This window comes from Vibrio sp. GJ43-1 (assembly GCF_055808835.1).
The window spans coordinates 1,403,256-1,429,620 of record NZ_CM147885.1 but is presented as its reverse complement, the minus strand read 5'-3'; the positions used below and the strand labels follow the sequence as shown (position 1 = coordinate 1,429,620).

Annotated in this window: 19 protein-coding genes and 6 pseudogenes; 6 read left to right on the top strand and 19 right to left on the bottom strand. The window is 43.5% G+C overall.

Annotated elements, in window-relative coordinates:
- Positions 1–6 precede the first annotated feature (6 nt).
- A pseudogene (gene pntA, locus AC0L66_RS23810) lies at positions 7–1,550 on the bottom strand (Re/Si-specific NAD(P)(+) transhydrogenase subunit alpha).
- Positions 1,551–1,871: 321 nt separating this feature from the next.
- Complete coding sequence (locus AC0L66_RS23805) at positions 1,872–2,147, bottom strand: HlyU family transcriptional regulator (protein WP_265674398.1); 276 nt, start codon at positions 2,145–2,147, stop codon at positions 1,872–1,874.
- 388 nt (positions 2,148–2,535) lie between these two features.
- Between AC0L66_RS23805 and AC0L66_RS23800 the strand changes: the two are divergent.
- Positions 2,536–3,775: pseudogene (locus tag AC0L66_RS23800) on the top strand (GGDEF domain-containing protein).
- 40 nt (positions 3,776–3,815) lie between these two features.
- Here the strand turns inward: AC0L66_RS23800 and AC0L66_RS23795 are convergent.
- From AC0L66_RS23795 to AC0L66_RS23785, 3 genes are all read right to left on the bottom strand, one after another.
- Positions 3,816–4,427: a Solitary outer membrane autotransporter beta-barrel domain gene (locus tag AC0L66_RS23795; protein WP_473570879.1), complete on the bottom strand. Its 612-nt coding sequence runs from the start codon at positions 4,425–4,427 to the stop codon at positions 3,816–3,818.
- Positions 4,408–4,812, bottom strand: a complete 405-nt coding sequence (locus tag AC0L66_RS23790; protein WP_473569716.1) for a Solitary outer membrane autotransporter beta-barrel domain — start codon at positions 4,810–4,812, stop codon at positions 4,408–4,410. Before AC0L66_RS23790 ends, AC0L66_RS23795 begins: the two co-directional genes overlap by 20 nt.
- Positions 4,813–4,978: 166 nt before the next feature.
- Positions 4,979–5,941 carry a GGDEF domain-containing response regulator gene (locus AC0L66_RS23785; protein WP_473569715.1) on the bottom strand — a complete coding sequence of 321 codons (963 nt, stop codon included), beginning with the start codon at positions 5,939–5,941 and terminating at the stop codon, positions 4,979–4,981.
- 233 nt (positions 5,942–6,174) lie between these two features.
- On the opposite strand from AC0L66_RS23785, the gene AC0L66_RS23780 reads away from it, so the two are divergent.
- The gene (locus tag AC0L66_RS23780; RefSeq protein ID WP_250618617.1) at positions 6,175–6,612 is read left to right on the top strand and encodes a DUF3069 domain-containing protein; all 438 of its coding nucleotides are present in this window, start codon (positions 6,175–6,177) and stop codon (positions 6,610–6,612) included.
- Between the two features lie 132 nt (positions 6,613–6,744).
- On the opposite strand, the pseudogene modC reads toward AC0L66_RS23780, so the two are convergent.
- From modC to AC0L66_RS23760, 4 genes and pseudogenes are all read right to left on the bottom strand, one after another.
- Positions 6,745–7,856, bottom strand: a pseudogene (modC, locus tag AC0L66_RS23775) (molybdenum ABC transporter ATP-binding protein ModC).
- On the bottom strand, positions 7,853–8,545 hold the full coding sequence (gene modB / locus AC0L66_RS23770; RefSeq protein WP_265674403.1) for a molybdate ABC transporter permease subunit: 693 nt from the start codon (positions 8,543–8,545) through the stop codon (positions 7,853–7,855). Before modB ends, modC begins: the two are co-directional and overlap by 4 nt.
- Before the next feature lie 158 nt (positions 8,546–8,703).
- The gene (gene modA / locus AC0L66_RS23765) at positions 8,704–9,465 is read right to left on the bottom strand and encodes a molybdate ABC transporter substrate-binding protein (protein WP_473569713.1); all 762 of its coding nucleotides are present in this window, start codon (positions 9,463–9,465) and stop codon (positions 8,704–8,706) included.
- Positions 9,465–10,935 (bottom strand): annotated as a pseudogene (locus tag AC0L66_RS23760) (cobyric acid synthase). Before AC0L66_RS23760 ends, modA begins: the two are co-directional and overlap by 1 nt.
- A gap of 231 nt (positions 10,936–11,166) precedes the next feature.
- Between AC0L66_RS23760 and AC0L66_RS23755 the strand changes: the two are divergent.
- The gene (locus AC0L66_RS23755; RefSeq protein ID WP_265674406.1) at positions 11,167–11,538 is read left to right on the top strand and encodes a YgiW/YdeI family stress tolerance OB fold protein; all 372 of its coding nucleotides are present in this window, start codon (positions 11,167–11,169) and stop codon (positions 11,536–11,538) included.
- 109 nt (positions 11,539–11,647) lie between these two features.
- Complete coding sequence (locus AC0L66_RS23750) at positions 11,648–12,184, top strand: hypothetical protein (protein ID WP_265674407.1); 537 nt, start codon at positions 11,648–11,650, stop codon at positions 12,182–12,184.
- Positions 12,185–12,309: 125 nt separating this feature from the next.
- On the opposite strand, the gene AC0L66_RS23745 is transcribed toward AC0L66_RS23750, so the two are convergent.
- The 4 genes and pseudogenes from AC0L66_RS23745 to nrdD form a co-directional block, all read right to left on the bottom strand.
- Positions 12,310–13,014, bottom strand: a complete 705-nt coding sequence (locus AC0L66_RS23745; protein ID WP_428754292.1) for an ATP-dependent zinc protease family protein — start codon at positions 13,012–13,014, stop codon at positions 12,310–12,312.
- Between the two features lie 130 nt (positions 13,015–13,144).
- Positions 13,145–14,327: pseudogene (locus AC0L66_RS23740) on the bottom strand (amino acid aminotransferase).
- Between the two features lie 130 nt (positions 14,328–14,457).
- Entirely contained in the window at positions 14,458–14,928 is a 471-nt protein-coding gene (gene nrdG / locus AC0L66_RS23735; protein ID WP_265674410.1) for an anaerobic ribonucleoside-triphosphate reductase-activating protein, read from the bottom strand.
- 204 nt (positions 14,929–15,132) lie between these two features.
- Positions 15,133–17,255 (bottom strand): annotated as a pseudogene (gene nrdD, locus AC0L66_RS23730) (anaerobic ribonucleoside-triphosphate reductase).
- 322 nt (positions 17,256–17,577) lie between these two features.
- Here nrdD and AC0L66_RS23725 point away from each other — a divergent pair.
- Entirely contained in the window at positions 17,578–18,441 is an 864-nt protein-coding gene (locus AC0L66_RS23725; protein WP_265674429.1) for an endonuclease/exonuclease/phosphatase family protein, read from the top strand.
- A 15-nt stretch (positions 18,442–18,456) separates the two neighbouring features.
- Here the strand turns inward: AC0L66_RS23725 and AC0L66_RS23720 are convergent, their stop codons facing one another.
- From AC0L66_RS23720 to AC0L66_RS23695, 6 genes are all read right to left on the bottom strand, one after another.
- Positions 18,457–18,651: a YgaP family membrane protein gene (locus AC0L66_RS23720; RefSeq protein WP_265674430.1), complete on the bottom strand. Its 195-nt coding sequence runs from the start codon at positions 18,649–18,651 to the stop codon at positions 18,457–18,459.
- Positions 18,652–18,738: 87 nt separating this feature from the next.
- Positions 18,739–21,933, bottom strand: a complete 3,195-nt coding sequence (locus AC0L66_RS23715) for an efflux RND transporter permease subunit (protein WP_473570878.1) — start codon at positions 21,931–21,933, stop codon at positions 18,739–18,741.
- A gap of 9 nt (positions 21,934–21,942) precedes the next feature.
- Complete coding sequence (locus AC0L66_RS23710; RefSeq protein WP_473569710.1) at positions 21,943–22,947, bottom strand: efflux RND transporter periplasmic adaptor subunit; 1,005 nt, start codon at positions 22,945–22,947, stop codon at positions 21,943–21,945.
- A gap of 210 nt (positions 22,948–23,157) precedes the next feature.
- On the bottom strand, positions 23,158–23,601 hold the full coding sequence (locus AC0L66_RS23705) for a YeeE/YedE family protein (protein ID WP_265674432.1): 444 nt from the start codon (positions 23,599–23,601) through the stop codon (positions 23,158–23,160).
- 6 nt (positions 23,602–23,607) lie between these two features.
- Positions 23,608–24,024 carry a YeeE/YedE family protein gene (locus AC0L66_RS23700; protein WP_473569708.1) on the bottom strand — a complete coding sequence of 139 codons (417 nt, stop codon included), beginning with the start codon at positions 24,022–24,024 and terminating at the stop codon, positions 23,608–23,610.
- A gap of 86 nt (positions 24,025–24,110) precedes the next feature.
- A complete protein-coding gene (locus AC0L66_RS23695; RefSeq protein ID WP_390902908.1) occupies positions 24,111–24,425 on the bottom strand; it encodes an ArsR/SmtB family transcription factor in 315 nt (104 codons plus the stop codon).
- Between the two features lie 186 nt (positions 24,426–24,611).
- Between AC0L66_RS23695 and AC0L66_RS23690 the strand changes: the two genes are divergently transcribed.
- Positions 24,612–26,315 (top strand): FAD-dependent oxidoreductase, encoded by a 1,704-nt coding sequence (locus tag AC0L66_RS23690; protein WP_473569706.1) that lies wholly within the window; start codon positions 24,612–24,614, stop codon positions 26,313–26,315.
- Positions 26,316–26,365: the final 50 nt, after the last annotated feature.

Here is a 26,365-nt window from a genome sequence, read left to right as displayed (position 1 = left end):
CGCCTCCTATTTGTCTTTACGGAACATTTCAAGCATACGCTTGGTAACAGTAAAGCCACCAAATATGTTGATACTTGCGATAAGAACAGCAATAAACGCAAGCACTGTGACCGCTCCGTTACCTTGTCCTATTTGTAATAACGCACCAACAACAATGATGCCGGAAATAGCATTAGTTACAGACATTAACGGTGTATGTAATGCATGAGATACATTCCAAACTACGTAATAGCCAACGACACATGCAAGAATAAATACTGTAAAGTGAGATAAGAAGGCAGCAGGAGCAACGGACGCCACCCAAGCGAATGCACCAAGCCCAACAGCCAACCCAGCGAACTTTTTAACTGGAGATGTTGGTTCTTCGACTTTTTCTGCTTCAAGCTTAACCGGAGCCGCTTTCGGAGCAGTTGGCTGAGCAGAAACCTGAATGGGTGGCGCAGGCCAGGTCACTTCACCTTCTTTAACGACGGTGACACCACGCAACACCACATCGTCAAAATCAATATTGATGTTGCCATCTTTTTCTTTGCTCAATAACTTGATTAAGTTAACGATATTTGTCGCATAAAGTTGGGAAGACTGTGTAGGAAGGCGACCAACCATGTCAGTGTAACCAATGACTTTAACGCCATTTGGTGTTGTCACTACTTGATCCGCTACGCTGTATTCACAGTTACCACCATTGGCAGCGGCTAAGTCAACAATGACGCTACCCGCTTTCATTGAATCTACCATTTCTTTGGTTATCAGCGTCGGAGCAGGACGACCAGGAATAAGCGCGGTGGTAATGATAATATCAACATCTTTGGCTTGCTCAGCATAAAGCTCAGCCGCTTTCTTGTTGAACTCATCAGACATTTCTTTGGCATAGCCATCACCAGAACCCGAGTTTTCCTTGAAGTCGACTTCTAGGAACTCAGCCCCCATCGATTCAACTTGCTCTTTTACTTCAGGTCGAACATCGAAAGAACGAACAATCGCACCCAAACTGCCAGCAGCACCAATCGCAGCGAGTCCTGCAACACCCGCACCCGCGACAAGAACTTTTGCTTAGTGGAACTTTACCCGCAGCAGTAATTTGTCCCGTAAAGAATCGTCCAAACTCATGAGCCGCCTCAACAACGGCACGGTAACCAGCAATATTCGCCATTGAGCTTAACGCATCAAGAGCTTGTGCACGGGAAATTCGAGGAACCGCGTCCATTGCCATCACATTAATGTTTTTGCTCGATAGCTTGTCCATCAATTCAGGATTTTGCGCAGGCCATACAAAGCTGACTAGGCTAGCTCCTTCGTTGAGTAGGGCAATTTCTTCATCCGTTGGCGCATTTACTTTAAAGATAAGCTCTGAGTTCCAAACCTCTTCGGTTGTCACTATTTTCGCGCCAGCGGCGACATAAGCGTTATCGTCAAAGCTCGCGAGCGAACCTAGCTTGTGATTCTATTGAGACATCAAATCCCAATTTTAACAGCTGCTCGACCGATTTCGGTGTTGCAGCGACTCGCGTTTCACCTGCGAGGATTTCTTTTGGCACACCAATTTGCATAGCTGTTCCTTAACTATTGGCACAATGATTATTCTTTTTTAACCAACCAACTTCATAACATCAAGTCTTTTGTAAGAAAAAGACTATATTTCATTACATATAACTGAATGTAAGGAAGATTAAACAATCTTTTTCAGTAAAAAAACTACATTTATTACGCTATTTAGAGGTCATACCTGTATAATTTTAAGGTTTTACAGGAAGAATTCAGGTAGACGCGTCATGTTATGACAATTTTACCTGTAAGCGGATGACCAACATCAATTAATACCAAAAACTCAAACTGGTCTTTCCAGAAGTAACAACCATGGCAAAATGGCGTTAAAACATGTTGTCGCCCATCTGATCAATAAACATCTGTGCCTTTTTTAGCATTAACTCGTTAGCATCAGCTTCATTGCCCAACACATCTGAACGGATAAAACGGTGTGTTTTTAGTTCGTCCGCGATTTGCTTAGTGATCTTACCGGCTACTCTATACTGGCCACCTTCTGAAAGCGCCTCTTGATAAACTAAAAAGCCTTTGTATTCTACAGGCTCTACTTCTTTTGCTTCTTCTTGGCGTTTTCCACCAAATAATTTTGAGAAAAATCCCATCTTAGATCCTTTTTATTTAAGAGGTTGTCATCGAAGATCGACTCTATGTCCTAGCTAGCTACGTCATACCTATAGGCAGTCACTGAACCGTTACTATTGATGAGTAAACTACAGTTAAAAGCCAACCGATATTTGTTTCCCTTTACTTGTTTGCCTTATGGTGTCGACTCTTTGCGGTTTGGTCAACCACACTGCAACAGAAACGCGTTGCCATTAGTGCGGTTGGACTAATGTCAGTAGAAACCTGAATATGCATGTATTATCAGGTATGCGAGCTGAACACCATACTTTTCAAACTTTCATTAACAAAAGACTTGGCAAAACATCAAATTACCGTATGCTAACTATCATATACATGTAAATTATTAAGCCCTGAGCCGTACCATAAATGTCACCATCTTTTGCTAGCTCAAACTTGTTCCGACTGTTTATTCCTGTCGTATTGATTAGTTGCGTACTTATCGGAATGAACCACATTATTGAAGCAACGCAAGCCAATTCAGGATTTACAACTAACCTCCCCTACATTCTTTTTGGCACCGCACTTGCGCTCAGCCACAGCTTTAAACAGTCGCGCATCGCCATGGTGTCGATGGCGATGCTTCTTGCTTATGCGGTTATTCAAACCCGTTTGCAAACACCAATCTCCACTGGTACGACGCTGCTTGAATTATCCCTTGTCAGCTTGTTACTTCCAGTATCATGTTGCCTAGCTTTCTTATTTCCCGATACTCGGTATTTTCAACCGGGGTATGTATATCTTTAGCGCCATTATCTTGAGCTTTTTGCTCTGGACCTACCTCATTTTGACGCATTTTTATACTGGCGGCTTTAGCGGGTTTGAAGAAGATCTTCTCTTCTCATTTCCAGCCATATCGAGACTGCCTATCGTATTGATTCTGTATTGCATCGCGATGACGGGGGCTACAGGTATTTTTGTCCTTAATTACAATCGTCCTATCGATGCTGTCGTTTATACTTGTATTTTGCTAACCAGCACAACATTCATTTTTTTCCACCTTCCTTATGTCTCCAGTACGCTTTTCTCTCTTGCTGGAGTATTAGTGATTATTTACGTAATTTCGGCAAGCCACCAAATGGCGTTTAACGACCGATTGACGAATATTCCAGGTCGACGAGCACTCGAGATGGATATGAAGCACTTGGGGCGAAAGTTCACGATAGCGATGCTTGATGTCGACCATTTTAAAAAATTTAACGATACCTATGGGCACGAAACAGGTGATGACGTACTGAAACTCGTTGCCTCTCGAATGGCAAGCACGGGTGGCAATGCGAAAGTCTACCGCTACGGGGGTGAAGAGTTCACTATTCTTTTCAAAGGAAAGACGGTCAAAGAAAGTAAGTCTTTCTTAGAAGATCTTAGAGGCGAAATTGAGCACTATAAAATGGTCATTAGAGACAATGAGCAGCGCCCTAAAAACAATAAAGCGGGGGCTCAACGTCGTGGTAAAGAAAATGACAGTTCCACAGTGAGTATTACCGTCAGTATTGGTGTATCAGACAGCAAAAATACTAATAAACCAGAACAAGTGCTCAAAAAAGCAGATAAAGCGCTATACAAAGCAAAAGAGCTAGGAAGAAACCGTGTTCATTCAATGACATAAGCACGCAAGCTACCTTATAATGCCAGCCGTCGATCTCTTACTACACAATGTCAACAAGGTATCTAGTCTTGATTAAAGAACAATACCAAGCTCCCCCCTTTAGAGCACTACCATAGTTAATGCTAAACCCCACGCCGATATTATCGACAAACTGAATCTTAAAGGGTGGTGTCATCAACCAACCCACGGTACCTTCATAGTAATACTGCGCGCCAATCGTACCAACGGTATCACCGCCAACATCAACACGTCGAATACTTGAATATAGCGTTTGGACAGAACGTCCCCAATCAGTAACGTCATAGAAGAATTTCGCTTCGTTGGACCAATACCAACCTTCTGGAGTACCCACATCACCATTATTCGCCTTCCCCCAACCCACACCAGAAAAATAGTTAAAGGTTGAGTTATACTTAACATGCCCCCAATTTCTTGGTGCTGAATACACAAATCCTACTTTAGGTTGCACTGTCGCCGCCCACGCATCTGTGTTGACTAATTGACCATCAATGACTGGTTTAAGATACTCTTGAGATACATTGGAGTTAAAGTCGTAGTCGCTGACATAGTATTGCAAATGTACACCTACGCCCGTTTCAAAACTCCAATGTTGAGAAAATTCAATATTTTGTTCATAGCTTGGTGAATACACCAAGTATGGTTTCTTTATGTAAGTCCGTCGGTTGATTAGGGATATCAACAACATCTCCTTCTGCACGAAGGGCTGAAAACCTTAAAATCGCCCGCTGTTTCATTATATCGTTACCCTCGAGTTCGAAGGTAAAAGGTAAGGTAGAGACACCAATGCTCTTCCTTAAATCAAGTGCGTCCTGAGAACCGATATTATCGTTATCAATATTAAGCCAGTCGTTAGGATCAAAATCTTTAATGCCGAGCGTTAAGGCATCGCTATCGGTAAGAATAATCGCGGCAGCGAAGCTATCTTCAAATATGCTCGCGTAACGTGGATCAGCATGAGCCTGAGTACAGACAAAAAATAAAGCCGCCAGCGGAGAAAAGGAAGGGAAATTGCGCACTCAAACCTCTTAGAGTGTAAACATGTCACTAAATATCAAGTTCAGCGATGAAAAAGACGGTTAATGAAATCCGTATCTAGCTAAATATGTGGCCTTCGTATCTTAAACGGCGAAGTGCCCTGTACAAAACGTACCAAACATCACTCTTTGTTTTAACACAAAAATTCTATGTGATTGAAGGAACTAAGTCTCCATTAATAGGCAAAACATATCTATTTCTACCACTACGTTTTGCTTCATACAACAATTTGTCGGCGCATTCATACAAATTAGTGATGGGTTCTGTGCCCTGCGGAATAAAACTGATGACACCGAGTGACAGCGTCACAAACTCTGCAGTAGAAGAATAAGCATGGCGAATATTCAAGCCACTTACACCGTCTATAACGCGCAACGCATGGTCTTCAGCCCCTGCAATATCACAGTTACTAATGAATATAACAAATTCTTCTCCGCCATAACGTCCAACATATTCCCCACTTCGAATAAACATAACGTCAAGAAATTGAGCAAGATCTATCAGGCACTGATCGCCTTGCGTGTGTCCATAATTATCGTTGTAGGCTTTAAAGTGATCGACATCCATTAAAATGACGGATAGTGGGGCTTGGTGGCGACCATGCCACTGGACTAACTCAAGTAATTTTTGGTCCATAAAACGGCGGTTAAATAGCTTAGTCAAACCATCTTCATTGGCTTGGTGCTGAAGCGCCTTATTAGCTTCTTCAAGTTGGGCGCTGGCCTGTTTAAGCTCTCTACGCATATGGGCAATTCTTTGCATTGCAATAAGCTTAGATTGCAACACTATTTTATCTACAGGTTTCACTAAATAGTCATCACCGCCCGCCTGAATAGCTTTAGCAATCATTTCAGGCTCTTCATGACTACTTAAAAAAATGATAGGAATCCAATCCTCTAGATACCGTTCCCGTATCTTAGCTGCGACTTCAAACCCGTCCATTTCTGGCATAGAGATATCCAGTAACACGAGTTCAGGATCAAAATTAGGATAAAGGGCGAGTGCCTCTTTGCCACTTGCTGCTGTCGCGACCTCATGCCCCAATTGTTTTAACCTGATCTGCAGTTGCATTCGCTCTAGTTGAGCATCGTCAACCAACAGTATTCTCATTGAAGAATCCATCGAAATCATAGCTTTCCCTGTAAAAACTAAACTTTCTAACTATTACTAAGATATAACACATAATAGAACAATATTCATTTAAGCCCATATTTTCCATATGATTTGACTCGTGAGTCGGGAAAATCGCATTTAAACGAGGATTTTTTTGCGACACAGTTTATTATTGACTTTTATCCTGCCTTTTTTAGGATAGGCGAACATTTTTCAGAAGAGATAGCCGTATGTCTGATACTCAAAACACCGAAACAACAACTGTAGATCTAACCACCATCTCACCTGAATTGCGCAAAGTCATCGAATTTGATGAAGTACCGGAAGCTCTACACAACATGATTGTATCAATCCATGAAGTGACAGAAGAAGCGGTACGTGAAGCATGGGACTCGCTACCAGGAAGTGCTCAAAACATTCTTGATAACTTCGAACAATTCCATGGTCTTATCTCTGTGAGCCAAGGTTTTGCAGGGGTAAACACAATGGAAGAGTTCGCATCAATGGATCTTCCAAAAGACATGAGCGACGAAGAAAAAGAAGATTACCGTGCGAACCTAATTGATAAAGTACTACATAACTGTATTAAAGACATGGTTAAACAAATCAAAAAAGCCCGCCGTGACCCAATCTTGAAGCGTGAATTTAAAGAAGTGTTCGAAAAGTAACGTCACTTCAAGCTAGAGTATATGCTCGATATCAAGGCACTGACTATAGTGCCTTTTTTATATAGCTGTGCCTTTTTATATTTAGTGACCCACTCTAGATCTGGGACTAACGCTAGTTCTGGGGCTATAACGCTAGATATGAGGATCTAACGCAATATCCCGTTGTGCCACACTCACCCCTTTAATTTGAGCATATACGCGTTGCCCAATGGCTAACTCTAATTCTTCGACAGCCCACTGAGTAACCACAGCGACAAGCTCTGAATCTTCACCTAAGCTCAGCAGTACTTCAACGCTTTGGGTTGAACTCCCATGCGCGCCCATGCTAATAGACTTAATCTCGCACGCGAGAATATTCCGTATCGAGGTTTTCGAAGGCCGCTCTAAAGCAATAGAGACATCACTCGCTCTTACTCGTAATCGAACCAGTTCACCTGGCTCCCCTTGTGTATGCTGCACCCAAAGATAGCTCTGTGAGTTGAGCGCTACCTTTGTTAATGCGTAACGTTGGCTCTGCTCAATAATCCTACCTTTGAACAAAGCACTTTTATCAGAAAAAGATTGCCATGCTTGCATTGAAGGTGAGCGCCACACTTTTTCAATTGATCCCGATTCAACAACTTCCCCATGGTCAATCACGATGAGGTGCTGAGCAAGACGAAGTATTTCATTCAAACTATGCGTCACATAAATAATGGGAATGTCGATACAGCTCGAAAGGCGCTCCAAATAAGGCATTACCTCACGCTTTCTTGGTAGATCCAGAGATGCGAGTGGTTCGTCCATTAGTAATAGATCCGGTTTGCTCAACAATGCCCTACCAATCGCGACACGCTGTTTTTCCCCCCTGATAGTTGTGAAGGATATCGTTCTAGCAAATCGTGAATAGACAATAGAGCAAGTATTTCATCAAAATGCGTTTGATCGAAACTTGTGACGCCGTAACATAGGTTGCGACGAACTTTCATGTGCGGAAATAAGCGTGCATCTTGAAACACATAGCCAATATTTCGTTTTTCTATCGGAATATTAACGCCCTGATCAGAACAGAACAGAACAGTGTCTTGAACCTTAATGTTTCCACTGTCAGGTTCCGTTAAGCCACTAAGCAAATTAATAAATGTTGTCTTTCCTGCACCGGAGCGACCAAAAATAGCCGAAATACCTTTAGGAGGAAGTTCAGCGCTAAAATGGAAGTCCTGCTGTGACAACCGCTTTCGAACATTAATATCAATCACTTTCAACGCTGAACTCCTAGCCGCTTTTGGGTCCAACGGTTCAATCCTTCTGCAAACCATAACGATGCCAGTGAGACCACTATAGAAATAATACACAACCTCATTGCTGCCGCTTCAGCGCCTGGAGTTTCCAAGAAATTATACATCGCCAATGGAATGGTTTGCGTTTCTCCTGGAATGTTAGACACGAAACTGATCGTCGCTCCAAACTCACCTAGACTACGTGCAAAAGCCAACATTGTGCCACTGATTACACCAGGAATGATCAGTGGCAAGGTGATCGTACAAAATACCCTTAATGGAGAGGCACCAAGTGTACGCGCTGCCTGCTCTAACTTATGATCGACACTATCCATCGATAAACGAATAGAGCGTACCATTAATGGCAATGCCACAACGATGCAAGCTAACACGGCCCCTTTCCAGCTAAAGCTAAAACTAATACCAAACCATTGGTACAGGTGCTGCCCTATAAACCCTTGACGCCCCATAGAGATTAGCAAGAGATATCCAACGACAACGGGCGGAAGAACAAGCGGTAAATGAATCAAGCTATCGAGCAAACTTTTACCAACAAATGTTTTCTTGCTCAATATCCACGCAAAGAAAATACCAATAGGGATCAACCAGATGATTGCAACACTGGCAACTTTGAGGCTCAGCCATAGTGCTTGAAGTTCATATTCACTCAACATCGTCTATTCACTATTACCATCAATAAGTTCACCCATTTAAATCGCCGTCATTATTTTAATTATTTGTGTCAACTTGATGAAATAAGGTCGTCTAATCGCGGTAGAATGCTCATAAACTCGAACGCCTTTAGATATTGTCAGCACTGTTAGTCTCCTCCTTACTGCCCTTCAGAATCATCGGTATCAAAACCATACGCCTTCAGTAGCTGTTGTCCTTCGTTAGACAAAACAAACTCACGAAATTGTTCTGAAGGCTTAGATTGGCTCAGTTTTACCAAAGGATAAATAATGGCATCGTGAGTATTGCTATCAAATGTCGCGAGTACCTCCACCTCATGGCTAAGCAAAGCATCCGTTTTATATACAATCCCAAGTGGCGTTTCACCGCGCTCTACCATTGCCAACACTTGTCTAACATTACTCAACGGCGCCAGTTGATTTTTCACTTGTTCCCACACACCGACTGACTCTAAAGACTGCTTAGCATAAATCCCAGCAGGCACCGACGTCGGAATACCAATGGCTAAACGACCATCACCCAAAGCTTGTTTCCAAGATTGCGCCTCAAGCACGACAAAGGTTTGATCTGGCAGTAATCGAGTATTTGATACCACAACCAGTTGGTTTCTCGCGATGACAGATATTGCCTCCCCCGAGGTAATGCGTTGCTCGACAAGATAATCAACCCAACGTTCATTGGCTGAAATAAACACATCGGCAGGCGCTCCCTGATACACTTGCCTAGCTAAAGACGCCGACCCACCAAACACGGTTGTAACGTCTACACCGCTTTGCTCTGCATAGCTCTGAGCTAAGGCGGTAACGGCATTTGTCATTGATGACGCTGCATAAACGGTAAGTTTTTCAGCTAACACAAAAGGTGACATTGTCACCATCATTAATGCGATAACTCGTTTCATTATGAGTCCAACTGGATATCTGGCCATAGCACGTCAAGATTCATGTGTGCTTCTATCGCGTCTGCAATTAAATCAATCGCTTTTTCCTTTTCGTCGGCTATTGAAAATGATGGTATCTGAGAACCATTAACCCATTCAGCGACCAGCTCTACCATATCAGCAGAATCAAAGAGACCATGCCAATAGGTCCCAAGTACTGTTGAGTCCTCGTTTATCGCCCCATCAGTGACATTGTCACTACTGATAATAGGTTGTTTCTCATCAACTTGTGAGACACCTGCATGAATTTCATAACCTTGGATTGGTAAACATTTATCTAACAGCTGAATCTCACCAGTAACGTTTTTCAACTGCTTGTGTTCCGCTAATACCGTGTCTAACTGCAGTAGTCCTAACCCTTGTGTTGTACCAGCAACGCCTTCAATGCCCAGTGGATCTGAAATTGTGCTGCCGAGCATTTGATAACCGCCACAAATTCCCATCACTTTTCCACCATAGCGCAAATGACGGAAAATTTCTTTATCCCAACCCTGCTCTCGTAGATACGCGAGGTCATCTCTTACAGATTTAGAACCAGGTAGAATAATTAGATCAGCACTGCCTAACGGCTCGCCTTTACCGACGTACCTGAAATCAATATCAGGATGCAGCCGTAATGCATCAAAATCGGTATGATTACTTATGCGTGTGAGCACTGGAACCACGACACTTAGCTTAGTCTTATCGTTTTTAATTTGCTCGCCCACAATGGCATCTTCAGCTTCAATATTCAGCCCATGCAAATAGGGAATGACACCCAAAACAGGTTTACCCGTTTTCTTTTCTAACCAGTCCAATCCCGGCTCTAAAAGAGAGATATCACCTCTAAATCGGATTGATCACAAAACCAATGACCCGGCGCTGCTCAGATTCAGACAACAGTGCTAATGTGCCGTATAAATGGGCAAATACACCACCCCTATCTATATCGGCCACGATAATGACGGGAACGTCTGCTTTTTCCGCAAACCCCATATTAGCAATATCATTTTCTCTTAAGTTAATCTCTGCAGGACTGCCCGCCCCCTCAATAATAATGGTATCAAACTGATGAGATAGTTTGTTAAACGAGTCCATAACATAGGGCATTGCAATTTTTTTATAGCCGTGAAAATCAACCGCATCCATATTGGTAAAAGCTTTACCTTGTATGATGATCTGCGCACCCGTATCAGAGTTGGGTTTAATCAATACAGGATTCATATCTACCGTTGGTAACACCTTCGCCGCTTGGGCTTGCACCACTTGTGCACGGCCAATTTCTCCCCCATCTTGAGTGACGCCACTGTTCAGTGCCATATTCTGCGACTTAAAGGGGGCAACGTTCACCGCTCTTCTCGCCAACACCCGGCACAAACCTGCCACCAATACACTTTTCCCGGCATCTGATGTGGTGCCTTGCACCATCAGAGCTTGTGAAGTCCGACGCATACGTTCCTAATTATCCTTTCAAAGCCTTTGGTTAGTTTACCTTTTTTACTTAGATATCCCAAATACTGTCATAGTCAAAATGACAGTATTACTCAACAAAACGACAAGGCATAAATAAAAGCCAGCGTGAATTGAAAATGAATGCATGGCTCAGACACCGTTAAGCGATGGTGCGCTTTAATAGACCACGAACTCGCATAACAACCAGCCCTACAGAATAGGATATTCACCATGAAAAAAATAACTTATGCCATCATTACGGCCCTCACTTTCGCCCCTGCTCTTGTATTCGCTAAAGACGGTGGGCATAAAACAGTCCCAGCCGTCGTGTATAACGGTCCCGTTGATACTACATCGGTCAGTCAATTGCTGGCGGATAACAGCATGTTTAGCGAACAAAACGTCATCGTTGATGGTTATCTCGTGCGCCAAATTAAAGGCGACAAGTTTATATTTAGTGATGGGAACGCGGAAATACAAGTTGAATTAGATGACGTCGTTTTAACCACACCAATTGATAATAAAACCAAAGTCCGTATTTTTGGCGAGTATGAGGGTGGCTCTACACCGGAAATTGAGGTGGACCATATTCAAATAATGTAACGAATGTCTCGACATAAGATAAATTGGTCTGTATTTTGCAGACCTTTTTTATATATACTTGACGAATTGATCATTTTGACCTTATGTCGACATTCATTACGGAGTTCTCATGCTAGGTAAAGCAAGTCGTACTGCCCTTTTAGCGTTAGCAGTCACCGCCCCATCGTTAGTTCAAGCTAATAATTTTAATTACAACGCGTTTCAAGTTCGCTTAGGTGCAAACCCAGGTACAGTAGGAGCAGAGTTTAGTACTTTCTTTACCGAAAACACTCATATTATTGTACGTGGAGACTCTCGCTTTGAAGGCGACTGGGATGTCGCTGGTGGTATTGGTTTTAATGGACCTGCTGGCCAATTTGCCGACATATATGGCCAACTTCTCGTTCACAATGTAAAAACGCGCGACGATGAAAAATTTGATAGTGAATTTATGTCAGAGTTTAATATTGGCTCGCGTGTATGGCTTCTCGAGAATATCGAAGGCGTTGGTCAAATTGGTATGTTAAATCGCCGTGATGACACGGTATTTATTTGGAGTGCGGGTGCTCGTTTCCACTCAACGGATCAACTTGCTCTAGGTGCTGACATTAAAGATGGTGGTATTTACGGACCACAAGTACAAATGTCAGTCAGATTTGAGTTCTAACGATCAAACATAATCGATATAGCGTTCGAAATTTAGTTCAAATAATACTCAAACAGCAAAAAGGCTTTCATTATGAAAGCCTTTTTATTGTGTTTACCAAGTTCGATTTCTGCTTAGATCTCGGTTTACTTAGATTTTGGTTTCGGTTGTACGTATTTTCTACCAACATCCACCAAGGCTACATCTCTAAAGAAACTTCTGCCTAATAGCACTGGGTATTTAAGGTGCGTACGGTCCGCTAATGTAAACTCGGTCTTGCTTGTCATATCACCAATAGTAATTGCTGAAAGAACAACTGGTCGTTTATCACTCTCTTCTGAACCAGACTGTTTCACTTTTACCCAACGTTCAACGGGTAAGCTCATTTCTTTCGACTCAACACCTTTGTGCTTAACCTTGAATTTCACCCAGTCTTTTCCATCGCGTTCAAATGGGACAATATCCACCGCGCTCAATGATGAAGTCGTCGCACCAGTATCTACCCTTGCCTTTGTGGTTACTTTCATGTCAACAAGACGAACATATTCCTGCTCACCTAGAATCAATTTCCCTTCACCATTTTTCACAGGCGAAGGTTTCACCGCTGGTTTAGTAGGCTTTTCTGCGGGTTTGGTTTCTTTTTCAACAATCGCAGGCTTTTCGGCCTCAGGCTCAGGCTTAACTGGATCAGCTTTCGTCGTTTCAGAGTCGGCTGGAGATTGCGTTGCAGATGAGTCCGTTTTAGGCTCTTCTACTTGTGGTGGAGTCACTGATTCAGTTTGGCTTGTTGTAGAACATGCCACTAAGCCGCCACTCAACATCAGTGGTAAAATCACTTTCCACGCTTTCATTCATTCACCTTTTTATTACTTTTTTTATAGGGTTACCGTCGCCATTTTGCTAACTACCATTCAGTGGTATCAACGAATGAACGACGATTTACTTAAACTGCGCGCTATCGTTCACGCGCTAAAATTACGGTTAGCTCACAGACATAAGAGCATTAGCGACATAAGGTAACTGCGTTTCTGACAAACCTAGCAATATTAATTCGACCGTCATCTACACCATAAATACCAAAATCAGTTCGTAGGCGCTGCATTTGCTCTGCTGTAAATCCTAGCACAGTAAACATGCCTTTGTGAGCCATGATAAAGTCAAATTGGTCAGATGAATGATTGTTTTTTAATTCTTTACATAGACCATCGCGTAACGAAACCAATCTTTGCTGCATTTCTGACAGTTCTGTTTGCCACTGACTCGTTAAATGCTCATCGGCCAAAATCGTTTTGACCAGTGCTGCACCATGATCTGGTGGCATCGTATAGGTAGAACGGGCCAAGGTCAGAAGTTTTCCACGGGCGTTCGCCGCTTCCTTAGCATTTTTGCCAATTACAACCGCCGCCCCAGTTCGCTCACGGTACAGACCAAAGTTCTTGGAACAAGACGTCGTTAACAACATTTCTTCGACATTTTCTGCCATGTGACGCAGACCAAATGCGTCTGCCTCCAGGCCGTCACCAAAGCCTTGGTACGCAACATCAACAAAAGGAACAAATCCATTACGTACGCTCAGATCGGTTATCTGTTTCCAATCCTCTAGCGAAATATCCGCTCCGGTAGGGTTATGGCAGCAACCATGCAGTAATACAACATCGCCAGCGCCCGCTGAACTGATATCGGTCAACATCGCATCAGTGTCGACCTGCTTGGTTTCAGTATTGAAATAGCGATAAAACTTAACGTTTAGACCTGCCGCTTCCATCACTGGTTTATGGTTCACATAACTTGGATTCGATAACCATACTGTCGTACCCGGTGCTGCAACGTTAAGCAGGTCCCCTAACATTCTTAGACCCCCACTTGCACCCGGTGTTTGAATGATAGACATTCGGTCATAAATAGGGGTTTCACCAAACACAACTTTGGCGATACTTTGATTGAACTCTTCACAACCCGCTAAGCCGACATAAGCTTTGGTTTGCTGTTCATTGGTCACAATTCGTTGTGCCTCGGAAACAGCTTTCATAATTGGCGTTTGGCCTTCACTATTGCGATAGACACCAATACCAAGATCAACTTTATCCTCGCGAGGATCGTTTCGGTAAGCGACAGAAAGAGAAAGAATAGGATCGAGCGTAGGCTCGGATAAATGAGAAAACATGAAAGTCACAACCCTTTGAAATTCAAGCAATGGCTTTCACGTTATCACTAGATTCGAATGATTGAAATACTTTTATGCGCTCGACTATGCGAGCTGCAGAGAATTACACCACAATCAGCGAAACGATGAGCTAAATTTCAGTAAAGCGATGAATAATTTGGTTAGAACTGCCGCGCCACTCAAGTTCTGGGTCAAATAGTGGCTGCTCAAACTTTCCATCCACCAGCACATCCACAAGATCTATAACCTCACGCTGCTTGGCAGACAAGTTCGCTAAGGTGTAACCTGACCATAACCAAATATCTTTTCCAACGCACTCGGATTTTACTCGCTTAACCAATTTAAGTACCGCTTCAACATTAGCCGGATGCAGTGGATCCCCTCCAGATAAAGAGAGTCCACGCTTCTTAATTCTCGTATCATTCAAATCAGCAATAATTTGATCTTCAAGGGCTGGTGTAAAAGCGTGTCCAGAGCGCAACGACCACGTCGATTGATTGTAACACCCTCTGCATTGGTGCTCACAGCCAGAAACAAAAAGCGTACATCTTGTCCCTGGTCCGTTTACAACGTCTATCGGGTGATACTGATGGTAGTTCATAATGGTTAAGTCTCTACATGTTTACTTGGCGATTCAATGACGACCGAATAAGTGAGCCGTCTGCACATAACACTATGCGAAGACGGCTCATATTCTACTTTTGCTAGACGTCAAGTTAACCTTTAACAAGAAGTCATTACCCTCTCGTTAGGTTAGACGCAGTATCACAACAGACACTGCGCTCAACGCTGCTAGCTGGCTTTACTACAAGTGTTTAACGCGTCGTTTCACTTCTTCTTGCTTTCCGAAGTTGAAAGGGCGAGCATCCGGGCTACCTAAATAACCGCAAACACGGCGAGTCACGGATACTTTCGATGAATCGTGGTTACCACACTTAGGGCAAGTAAAGCCTTTACTCGCACAATCAAACTCACCTAAGTGTAGCCACATTCGTAACACTCATCAATTGGCGTATTTGTACCGTAGTAAGGCACTCGACTATAGCTGTAATCCCAAACGTTTTCTAACGCTTCGATGTTGCGCTGCATGTTCGGGAACTCGCCGTAACAAATAAAACCACCTGACGATATTTCTGGATATGGCATCTCAAAGTCAATTTTGTCGTATGGGTTGACCGTCTTTTGTACGTCTAAGTGGAAACTGTTGGTGTAATAACCTTTGTCAGTAACCCCTTCAATCACACCAAATTCTTTAGTATCAATCTGGCAGAATCTGCTACATAGGTTTTCACTTGGCGTTCCGTAAAGGCTAAATGCGTAACCTGTTTCTTCTGCCCAAGATTTTACGGTTTCTTTCATGTGTTTAATGATATCAAGCGCTTTATCACGGATGTCATTGTCATCAAACATATGCACTTCAGTACCAAACAACGCTGTCATCGTTTCATGAATACCGATATAACCTAATGAAATAGATGCTCTACCATTTTTAAAGATCGGCGCAATGGAATCATCCGCTTTCAAGCGAACACCACATGCCCCTTCCATATATAGGATAGGTGCCACACGAGCTTTCACTTTTTCAAGACGACTAATACGCGTTTCTAAAGCACGACGAGCCAATGTCATTCGATCATTAAGTAACTCATAAAACTTATCAATACACCCGTTTGCTTTAATGGCGATACGAGGCAAGTTCAAGCTAACAACACCTAGGTTATTACGACCTTCATGCTGCAGTTCACCGTTCTCTTCATAGGTATTTAAGAAGCTACGACAACCCATCGGCGTTTTAAATGACCCCGTGACTTCTACAACTTTGTCGTAGTTAAGAATATCTGGGTACATACGTTTTGACGCGCATTCCAATGCTAGCTGTTTAACATCGTAGTGTGGGTCTTGAGATTGATGATTCAAGCCATCTTTAATCGCGAATACCAATTTAGGGAACACCGCCGTTTTACGATTCTTACCCAGACCAGCAATACGGTTCTTCAAAATAGACTGTTGGATCAATTTTGATTCCCAGCTCGTGCCAAGACCAAAACCAAACGTAACAAAAGGAGTTTGACCATTTGCAGTATGTAACGTATTTACTTCATATTCTAAAGATTGAAAAGCGTCGTAACACTCTTTTTCAGTTTGCTTGATCGCAAACTCTTCAGGCGCATGAATATCCCACTCTTTAGCAATCTCAAGGTGTTTGTCGTAACTGGTCTTTACATACGGAGCAAGCACTTCATCAATGCGGTTGATGGTGGTGCCGCCATAAATATGGCTTGCCACTTGCGCTATGATTTGAGCCGTAACCGCCGTCGCTGTAGAAATAGATTTAGGGGTATCGATCTCAGCGTTGCCCATTTTAAACCCATGAGTCAGCATGCCTTTCAGGTCAATCAGCATACAGTTAAACATCGGGAAAAACGGGGCATAATCGAGATCGTGATAATGAATATCACCTTCATCATGCGCTTGTACAATATCACGTGACAAAATACGTGTTTTCGCGTAGTGTTTCGCGACAATACCCGCTAACAAGTCACGTTGAGTTGGAATAACCTTGCCGTCTTTATTCGCATTTTCGTTTAATAAGTCGGCATTGCTTTCTTCAATCAGACCTTCAATCTCTTTGGTCAGCGCACTTTTCTTCTCGCGCGCTAAATCACGGTCGTGACGATATTCGATATACGAACGAGCCAGTCCTTTGTATGGACCTTGCATCAATTCGTTCTCGACGAGAGTCTGGATCTCTTGGATGTCTACATTTTCGCAATCCTGCAGTTTAAGCTCCACTGCTATCGCGACATTAGCCGCATAAAGCTCGAGCGCTTTGTCTGCATGTTCTGCTGCTCTTACTACGGCAGCTTCTATACGATCCTTTGTAAACGGAGCACGAGAGCCGTCTCTTTTGATTACGATTGTTTTCACCCTTTCTCCTATCCCCTCAATATTCACAGACTTATCCACAAATACACTATATGGGGGTGTTACGATTGATTCTGACACAATATATTGTGGTGTATTTAACGAGAAGCGCCAACTAAAAGTATTGATCTAGATCAACCAATATGAGGTAGTGAGCAAGAAGAATTCAATCTTACTGAACTTGATCCCAGTTAATAAATTGCAGACAGTTTTCATTAATTTTTGCCAACTTTATGTTGATCTTTTGGCATCGCTTGCGGCACATTGGCTGGACGAATATTTAGAATTGGCAAGGGCGATGTTTAGAACGATCTGTTATGAAATAATGAAATTTACTTGCATAATGGCTATAAGTATTTTTCCTACAATCACGTATGCATTAACGGTAACAAGTTGGAATATAGAGTGGCTATCTCTTACTCCTTCCAATCGGTTTGAACAGAGCAAGCGAACCGATACCGATTTTCAAGCACTCTCGCGCCATTTAAAACAAGTGTCACCCGACGTTCTAGCATTCCAAGAGGTAGACTCCATCGCCGCCATTCAAAAAGTGGTGGGAGACGAGTACACCATCTACTTTTCTGACCGAGCACTTTCCCATAACCATAAACACCAGTTTAATGAGATCAACCAGTACACTGGCTTTGCCATACGCGACACATTACAAGTCAACGATCTCCCTGATTTTCCTCTTACCCAAGGAAATCGACTACGATTTGCATCTGCGGTGACACTAACCCATAAAGGTAAAAAAATTCAGCTACTTTCTGTACATCTTAAGGCGGGGTGCAGTGGAAAATACTCCTCAACATCGTCATGTAAACAGCTCAAACGTCAGGGCAAAGCTATCAACAGCTGGCTTAAGCAAGTAGAGCAACGAGGACAGCACTACATTTTACTAGGCGACTTCAACCATAATCTGGCTTATCGCGGAGATTGGTTGTGGACTCAAATGACCAATGGTCTCACTTACAGCCCAAGATTAACGAGCCAATCCACTAAAGCAAGTTGTAAGGTACGATCTAATAGAAACCCCAATCGTACCCATCAGTTCCGATCACTGATCGACCATATCATCGTAAGTCCATCGCTGCGTACGTCCCCAGCAATTCAAAATACCATGGAGACCAAAGACGTGCTGTCTTTTAACATGAGCGACCATTGCCCTATTAGCGTGACGCTGTATTAGCCGCCACACTGATATCTATAGCGAGTGTTTAAAACCCAACTTTAGCAGTAGCTTTCTGGGTGGGCAGAACCCCGTAAAACCACTTTGAATTAGGTTTAGTCCAATAAATACGGTAAACCAAACAAAGTGGTGACTCGCAAATACCGTTAGTAACACAGACACTAAAACCATCGAACCCGCTAACACTCGAATACCATCTTCAACTTTCATGACGCTCTCCTTTTATACTTTCCTTAGTCTCATTCTTCTTTGCAAACGTTTACTGTGTGACGCTACGAGTCATGGCTGAGCACACCATTAGTGACTGTCAACCTGAATAACACCACGCTTTAACGCAACATAATAAAGAACTGGAATAATCAATAAGGTTAAAAGTGTTGAAACAAAAATCCCGAAGATTAGGCTGATTGCTAACCCATTAAAAATAGGATCATCGAGAATGAACACAGCCCCTATCATCGCGGCTAATGCCGTCAGCATAATGGGTTTCGCTCGGACTATCGCGGACTCAATCACCGCCTCGCCCAAAGCCATACCATTACGTAATTGGTGGTTAATAAAGTCGACAAGTAGTATTGAATTACGAACAATGATGCCTGCAAGTGCAATCATACCTATCATAGACGTCGCGGTGAATTGCGCACCCAACAAAGCGTGCCCCGGCATTACTCCAATTATGGTCAAAGGAATCGGAGCCATAATGATCAGCGGCACGACGTACGATTTGAACTGCGCAACAACTAATAGGTAGATAAGTACCATTCCAACTGCATAGGCAATGCCCATATCACGAAATGTCTCGTACGTAATAGTCCATTCACCATCCCAAAATATCTCCACACCTTGTAACCCAGAAGGTTGATTAATATAGGACTGTTTCGCGTCTAGTCCCTTATCAGCCATGGTAGTGGCAATATCCGCCATCCCATACAAAGGGCTATCCAGCTCACCAGTCATATCACCTACAACCATGATCATAGGGACAAGATTTTTGTGTACGATATAATTATCCATTGGCGTTTCACTGATTCTAATCAGATCGGCGAGTAAATACGGTGAACCATTCACACTACTTATTTTCATGTTCATCACCTGTTCTAAACGAACCTTAGCACTCTCCTTTGCTTGAATCTGAATAGGTATTGGCGTTTTGCTTTGCTCACTGTGCAAATAGCTAACGGGCTTACCGCCTACTGCCGTCGCCAATGTATCTACGACTGATGAATAAGAAACCCCCAACCGAGATACTTTGCTTCTATCTATAACCACTTGCCATTTTTGATGTGACTCTGGTAGGTAAAGATCAACATCAACAATGTCTGGGGTCTCTTTGAATATTTCACGTAATGTCAGCGCCGCTTGTTCACGTACCTCTTGCGTTGGTCCATAAACTTCCGCCACTATCGGAGACCAAACGGGTGGTCCTGGTGGCACTTCGACGACTTTGACTTTCCCACCAAATCCATTTGCGATATCCACTAAAATCGGTCGTATCTGGGCTGCGATCTCGTGACTAGAACGCGTTCGCTCAGACTTATCGACCAAATTAACCTGAATATCACCTTTATCTGGTGCCTGTCGCATAAAATAATGTCGTACTAAACCATTAAAATTAATTGGCGCCGCAGTGCCCGCGTAAATTTGGTAATCCTTTACCTCCTCAACGTCATTAAGCGCATCACTCAATTCAAACAATACTCTTTGTGTTCGCTCCAAGGCGTTACCTTCTGGCATATCCAGAATCACTTGAAACTCAGACTTATTGTCAAACGGTAGCATTTTCATTACGACCAACTGTTGCACCGGTAGCCACAATGACACAGCAATCGCCACCAACACTCCAGCTCCCAACAAAGCACGATTGCGTTTTTGCATACCGCTTGTGACAAACGGAGATAGTATTTTATTAAAGAAATCAGCTTGCTTACCATTAACCGACTTACTCGACTCATTGCTTTCTTTTAACAAAACGCGTGCAAGCCACGGCGTCAGTACAAAGGCAATAACCAGTGAAATTAACATTCCCATTGACGCATTGATTGGTATTGGGCTCATGTATGGCCCCATTAATCCGGAAACAAACGCCATGGGTAGTAATGCAGCGATCACGGTGAGGGTTGCCAGTATCGTCGGTCCACCCACCTCGTCAACAGCGCCAGGAATCAGCTCTGTTAGGTTTTGTTTCCCTTTCACCATATGTCGATGAATATTCTCTACTACTACAATAGCGTCGTCGACCAATATTCCGATGGAGAAAATCAACGCAAACAAAGAGACCCTATTCAAAGTAAAGCCCCAGGCCCACGATGCAAACAACGTCAGCAATAAGGTTACGATTACCGCGACGCCAACAACAGCCGCTTCACGTACCCCCATGGTAAACAACACGAGTAGCACCACGGCTCCCGTGGCGAAAGCAAGCTTACCAATTAAAGTGTTGGCTTTGTTGGCAGCAGTCTTTCCATAATCACGGCTAATATCAACTTGCACGTTGTGAGGGATCAGCGTGCTTTGTAACTCAGTCAGACGCTGTTCAACCGCTCTAGCAACATCGACCGCGTTTTCACCACTTTTTTTGGCAATTGCTATGGTAACCGCTGACTTCAGTTGATTTTTATCGCCTGTCCATACCACTTGCGTTGGAGTGTCCGCGCCTAACTCGACTTGCGCAATATCGGATAAATAAACAGGTTGACCATCATGAAGCCCCACCACCAACTGTTTCACCTCGTCAGTTTTGGTTAGGAACTCTCCGACCTGCAAAGGAATTGACTGATTATCTTGCGTTAGGCTAAGCAACGCCGACGTGGCGTTAGCATCCGGCAAAATTCTATTTAACGCATCAATAGTGACGCCGTAACCAGACATTTTCGCTGGATCCAGTCTAACATCCACGATCGTGGGTTGGCGGCCTACTGTATAGATATCTCTTGTCCCTTTAATTCGCTTCAGTTCTGTTTCTAGACCGGAAGCCAAACTGGTTAAGGCTTGCAACGACACCTGATCGTGCTTGCCTGACAATGTCACAGTAACAATCGGCACATCTTCGATACCACGTGGCTTAATTAGCGGCGTTCCCACGCCCATATTTGGTGGCATCCAGTCATTATTGGAATAAAGCTTATTGTAGATTTTAACCACCGCCTCGTTGCGAGGAATGCCTACCTCAAAAATAGCCACAATCATCGCCCCACCATGCTGCGAGAAAGAGTAAATTTTGTCTATCCCGTTAATTTCTGACACGATTTGTTCTATGGGGTTTGTCACTAAACTTTCTACTTCGCCTGGGGAGGCGCCGGGGAAGGGAATATATATATCAGCAAAGGTGACGTCAATTTGAGGCTCCTCTTCCTTCGGTGTCACCGTTATCGCCATTAAGCCAAGTAATAGCGCGACTAACGCCAATAACGGCGTCATTGGCGACGCTTGAAATACGGCAGCAATACGACCAGAGATCCCCATTTTTCTAGAGCTCATTTTGTTATTATTCATCATAGGCTCCTACTTCTCTGTTAGATATGACACAACATCAGAGATAATTTCATCACCCGCTTCAAGGCCGCTCAATACTTCCAGTTGATCGCTATGTTCTTGCCCTACTCGTATTGGGTTCATAGTGACTTGCTCACCGTTCACTCGGTAAACCATACTGAGTTCTCCACGTTGAATGACCGAACTCTGTGGGACCAACAGCATCGGCTGGTCATCATAATGAAACATGATGTTGACCCATTCACCAGGGAAAAGTTTTTCTGGTTGTTCTAAAAGCTCGAGACGAAGACGAAAAGTACGAGATTGGTGGTGAGCATAATTGAACAGTTTTGCGTCATAGGGGTTTAAAGTCTCCCCCATTTGTGTAATCACTGTAAATTGCTCTGCATCGTTAACATCATTGCGATAACGTTGCGGAATCTCAGTAACCACTCGTAAGGGGGATAAAGAAAACCCAGTGATTAACTGGCTGCCCGGCGCAACGGTTTCACCAAGTTCTACATGGCGCTTAGTCACAATACCGGTATAAGGCGCAGTAATGCTGGTATACCCTAACGACTCCTTCGCCTGCGTCACCGCAGCGGTTGCTTGTTTTACGTCGGCGAGCGATGATCGCGCAGCCGCTTCCGCAGTATCGAGTCGCTCTTTGGAAATCGCACCTTTGGGGAATAACTCACGATAGCGTTTTACCTGCGCCATTGCTTTCGTCTTCTGAGCATTCGCGCTATTGAGTTGTGCTAGCGCAGCATCAAGTGAGGCCGACTGCTGCTCTGCACTAATTTCTAGCAATACGTCCCCTTGGCTAACCAAGTCATTAACATCGGCATTAACTGCCACAATACGCCCTGAAGTTTGCGCTGATAATGTACCTCGGTTAACCGCTTCAACTGTTCCGTCTAATTCAACTACAACATCGACAACCTGCTGATCAACAACGGTGGTTTCGAAAGCGCACGAGATTGTACTGACCATCGTACTGCCCAATACCGCCCATTTAAGAAAACCCACTTTCATGTTCACCTCTTTTACTTTAATTAGACACTGCTAATATATATCCATTCTTTAGCAATGTCTAATATTAACATTAGTTAATGCTAAAATATAACTACTACTCACTTATTGGGTGAAATGTTGACCCGTGCTCAGGCAAAAAAAAGGCTCGGTCATCAAACCAAGCCTTTCTATCGGTGCTGTTACGTTCAAGTAACCATCAAAGCATGTAGATTATTGCTTCGCTAATACTGAACCAGTGCGTTTAGACAACAAAACATCGCCAATAAACATTCCGACGAGCATCATAACCACAAAGCCAACAATGCCCGTGCTTCCATTGGCGATTGACGAGATAGCAGGTCCAGGACAAATGCCCGCGATACCCCAGCCGAGGCCGAACAAAGCAGACCCAGTTAACAATTGAGCATCGATCTTCTTATCATCTGAAACGCAGAATTGATCAGTACACACTGGCTTCTCCTTCTTACGAATAATCAGCCAATAGCTTGGTGCAAACACCATCAATGCGCCGCCCATCACAAAAGCGAGGTCAGGAGACCAGTGACCAAATATATCCAGAAAAGCCATCACATTTTGAGGATCGCTCATACCAGAGACAATCATGCCGATACCGAACAAAAAACCACTAATAAGTGAGATAATACGTTGCATCATTGCCTCCTATAGTACGTGTAACATAACGCTAGTCGTTGCCATTGCAACGGCCATAAAGGTCATTGTCGCGACAATAGAACGCTTTGATAAACGGCCCATTCCGCAAATGCCATGCCCACTGGTGCAGCCATTACCCAACCTAGTTCCCAAACCGACGAGCAAGCCAGCGACTAAAACTAATGGCGTAGACACAACCATCTCAGCAGGCGCAACATTCAACAGTTTTGCTGATAGAACACCTCCAACCACCATGCCTAACACAAACAAGATACGCCAACTAGTATCGCCCGATTTAACTTGATGAATTCGGGCAACAATGCCACTTATTCCAGCAATCTTGCCGTTGAAAAATAATAACAATGCGGCGGATAGCCCAAGTAACATACCACCGAGCATCGATGCCCAAGGGAAGGTAAACTCCATAATGACCTCTTTAAACATAAAAAATGATTTAAGTTGCAAAATTCATCAAAAATTCTGCAAGTTAAATCAACTTCAATGTCCTGTAACTAGTGGCAATATAACGTATGCAACTGTTTAATAAGTCCCACAACACGCTCATCTTTGAGTGCGTAGTAAACATGTTGTGATTCCTTTCTTGAAGAGACTAAGTCCGCCTTCTTTAACACAGTCAAATGTTGTGAAAACGCTGATTGACTGAGGTTTGAGTTAGCTTGTAATTGACCAGCCCCCTGCTCTCCATCCACTAACTGGCACAACACAAACAAACGGTCTGGATGCGATAACGTTTTTAATACCTCTGCGACATCCGTTACGCGATCTTTCATATGCAATAAATCCACGTTGTTACCTCTGTGTGTCATGGTTTTGGTTGATTATCTACGCATCACATACTTTAGTCAAACCTTAATTAGAATAATTGAATTTAGATTAAATTACATTAGACAGTGCTAATTTAACGCGTTATAGTAATCGAAACTGAAATGAATTGACGGCAAGATCGTCTATTTAGCACGATTAGCTTTAAATAAAATGAACAGAGGTATTGTATGACTAAGATAGTAATCGTAGGTGGTGTTGCTGGAGGCGCATCTGCCGCGGCACGAGCGAGACGTTTAAGTGAAGATGCTAAGATCGTGATGTTCGAACGTGGACCTTTTGTTTCTTTTGCGAACTGTGGATTACCTTACCATGTAGGCGGCGACATTCAGGATCGAAGCAAGCTGTTATTACAGACTCCTGATAGCTTTCTAGCTCGCTTTAACGTCGACGTTCGTGTCATGAATGAAGTCACGTCAATCAACCGCAGCGATAAAACTGTTACGGTCAAAAATTTAGTCGATGGCAGTCAATATACTGAATCGTACGACTTTCTCTTACTGAGTCCCGGAGCGGCCCCTTTCGTTCCACCTATCAACGGTATTGCTAACCCCCTTACGCATACTCTGCGTAACATCCCGGATATGGATCGCATTCTGCAAACTATCCAAATGAATAAACCCGAGCATGCCACTGTCGTAGGCGGCGGTTTTATCGGCTTAGAAATGATGGAAGCGTTCCACCAGCTTGGTATTAAAACCACCCTCATTGAAATGGCAGATCAAGTCATGACACCTGTCGATAAGGAAATGGCGGGCTTTGCACATGCGGAAATCAGGGCGCACGATGTTGATCTTCGATTGGGGGTTGCGCTTGAGTCTGTCCACTATACCAATAATGTTCAAGTGGCCAGTAAGGATGCAGGCGAAGCAACTGAACACCAACATTTACAAGGTAGTTTACAGCTCACCCTTAATAACGGTGAACAACTCAACACCGACATTCTGATCATGTCCATTGGCGTGCGTCCAGAATCAAGCCTAGCAAAAGAAGCCGGATTACAATTGGGCGCATTTGGTGGTATTTACACTAATGACGCCATGCAAACCAGTGACCCTGCAATCTATGCCGTCGGTGACGCGGTCGAAGACAAAGACTTTGTTACTGGCAAGCCAGGCTTTGTTCCACTCGCTGGACCTGCAAATCGTCAAGGCCGTATGGCGGCAGACAACATGCTTGGGCGTAGTGAAACCTATCAGGGTACACAAGGTACCGCCATCGTTAAGATCTTCGACTTAGCTGTTGCGTCGGTAGGCAAAAATGAAAAAGTACTAAAACGTGAAGGCATTCGCTATGAAAAAGTGTACGTTCATACAGCCAGTCACGCCAGCTATTACCCTGGTTCTGAAATTGTGTCGCTAAAACTGCTCTTTAGCCCGGAAACAGGCAAAATTCTTGGGGCTCAAGCCACAGGTAAAGATGGCGTGGACAAGCGAATTGATGTTCTTGCCGTTGCGCAGCGTGCGGGAATGACAATAGAACAACTCCAGCACCTTGAGCTAACTTATGCTCCTCCATATGGCAGTGCAAAAGATGTCATTAACCAAGCTGCGTTTGTTGCCAACAATATACTTAAGGGTGATTCAACTCCGATTCACTTTGATGAGGTAGATAACTTGACAAGCGATCAAATATTGTTGGATGTTCGTAACCCTGGTGAGCTCGAAAATGTCGGCTTTATCGCTGGTGCAATCAATATTCCCGTCGATCAACTTCGTCAACGTATGGATGAGCTACCGAAAGACAAAGAGATCATCATTTACTGCCAAGTTGGGTTACGCGGTAACGTCGCCTATCGCCAACTGGTTAACAGTGGCTTTAAAGCGCGTAACCTTATTGGTGGTTACCGTACTTATAAGTTTGCGTCAATTTAACGGGATACCGTGATACGTTGGCTTATCACGGCTCATGATACAAAATGACC

What these genes read in the sequence shown, in the direction of transcription:
- AC0L66_RS23805 (WP_265674398.1), bottom strand. Translation starts at nt 2,147, where the DNA reads ATGGGATTTTTCTCAAAATTATTTGGTGGAAAACGCCAAGAAGAAGCA.
- AC0L66_RS23785 (WP_473569715.1), bottom strand. Translation starts at nt 5,941, where the DNA reads ATGAGAATACTGTTGGTTGACGATGCTCAACTAGAGCGAATGCAACTG.
- AC0L66_RS23780 (WP_250618617.1), top strand. Translation starts at nt 6,175, where the DNA reads ATGTCTGATACTCAAAACACCGAAACAACAACTGTAGATCTAACCACC.
- modB (WP_265674403.1), bottom strand. Translation starts at nt 8,545, where the DNA reads ATGTTGAGTGAATATGAACTTCAAGCACTATGGCTGAGCCTCAAAGTT.
- modA (WP_473569713.1), bottom strand. Translation starts at nt 9,465, where the DNA reads ATGAAACGAGTTATCGCATTAATGATGGTGACAATGTCACCTTTTGTG.
- AC0L66_RS23755 (WP_265674406.1), top strand. Translation starts at nt 11,167, where the DNA reads ATGAAAAAAATAACTTATGCCATCATTACGGCCCTCACTTTCGCCCCT.
- AC0L66_RS23750 (WP_265674407.1), top strand. Translation starts at nt 11,648, where the DNA reads ATGCTAGGTAAAGCAAGTCGTACTGCCCTTTTAGCGTTAGCAGTCACC.
- AC0L66_RS23745 (WP_428754292.1), bottom strand. Translation starts at nt 13,014, where the DNA reads ATGAAAGCGTGGAAAGTGATTTTACCACTGATGTTGAGTGGCGGCTTA.
- nrdG (WP_265674410.1), bottom strand. Translation starts at nt 14,928, where the DNA reads ATGAACTACCATCAGTATCACCCGATAGACGTTGTAAACGGACCAGGG.
- AC0L66_RS23725 (WP_265674429.1), top strand. Translation starts at nt 17,578, where the DNA reads ATGAAATTTACTTGCATAATGGCTATAAGTATTTTTCCTACAATCACG.
- AC0L66_RS23720 (WP_265674430.1), bottom strand. Translation starts at nt 18,651, where the DNA reads ATGAAAGTTGAAGATGGTATTCGAGTGTTAGCGGGTTCGATGGTTTTA.
- AC0L66_RS23715 (WP_473570878.1), bottom strand. Translation starts at nt 21,933, where the DNA reads ATGAATAATAACAAAATGAGCTCTAGAAAAATGGGGATCTCTGGTCGT.
- AC0L66_RS23710 (WP_473569710.1), bottom strand. Translation starts at nt 22,947, where the DNA reads ATGAAAGTGGGTTTTCTTAAATGGGCGGTATTGGGCAGTACGATGGTC.
- AC0L66_RS23705 (WP_265674432.1), bottom strand. Translation starts at nt 23,601, where the DNA reads ATGATGCAACGTATTATCTCACTTATTAGTGGTTTTTTGTTCGGTATC.
- AC0L66_RS23700 (WP_473569708.1), bottom strand. Translation starts at nt 24,024, where the DNA reads ATGGAGTTTACCTTCCCTTGGGCATCGATGCTCGGTGGTATGTTACTT.
- AC0L66_RS23695 (WP_390902908.1), bottom strand. Translation starts at nt 24,425, where the DNA reads ATGACACACAGAGGTAACAACGTGGATTTATTGCATATGAAAGATCGC.
- AC0L66_RS23690 (WP_473569706.1), top strand. Translation starts at nt 24,612, where the DNA reads ATGACTAAGATAGTAATCGTAGGTGGTGTTGCTGGAGGCGCATCTGCC.